Origin of the sequence: Chryseobacterium sp. SIMBA_038, assembly GCF_046535115.1 — a bacterium.
GTDB lineage: Bacteria > Bacteroidota > Bacteroidia > Flavobacteriales > Weeksellaceae > Chryseobacterium.
The window spans coordinates 1-410 of sequence record NZ_JAWRXH010000035.1; the positions used below are offsets into that span (position 1 = coordinate 1).

Sequence of the window (410 nt, forward strand, 5' to 3'; positions counted from 1 at the left end):
TCAGCAATATCTTCAGGTAAAAGATTCAAGTGGTATACACTTCCGTCTTCATTCAGAACAAGTTCTGAAGCAGCAAGTTTGTTTAGCATAATTTATATTTTTTTGTTTTAATTAATGAAAATTGCTTCTTTATAAGGAGAAGCCATAAGTTGATATATAGAGTCGTATTCTTCTACAATTCTTTTTTGGCCATTCATCACTTCATATACGGTAACAACCGTTTTTTCAATCTTCTTAGGGTCTTTCCTCTGTGAAGTTATTTCGTAGAAATGGTCTTCTTTTTTAAGAACAGATACAAGCTCTTCTTTAGTAGAATTATTAGATTGCATCATCCCAGGGAATTCTAATACAATATCTTTAAGGTCGGTATAGGTTTTATAAGGTTGGATAATTCCGTTGGAGTAAACATA

2 pseudogenes are annotated in these 410 nt (G+C 31.7%); both read right to left on the reverse strand.

Going from position 1 to position 410, the window contains the following annotated elements:
* Positions 1 to 89, reverse strand: a pseudogene (locus SB689_RS22605) (phosphorylase); the annotation flags it as partial.
* Between the two features lie 18 nt (positions 90 to 107).
* Positions 108 to 410 (reverse strand): annotated as a pseudogene (locus SB689_RS22610) (hypothetical protein); the annotation flags it as partial.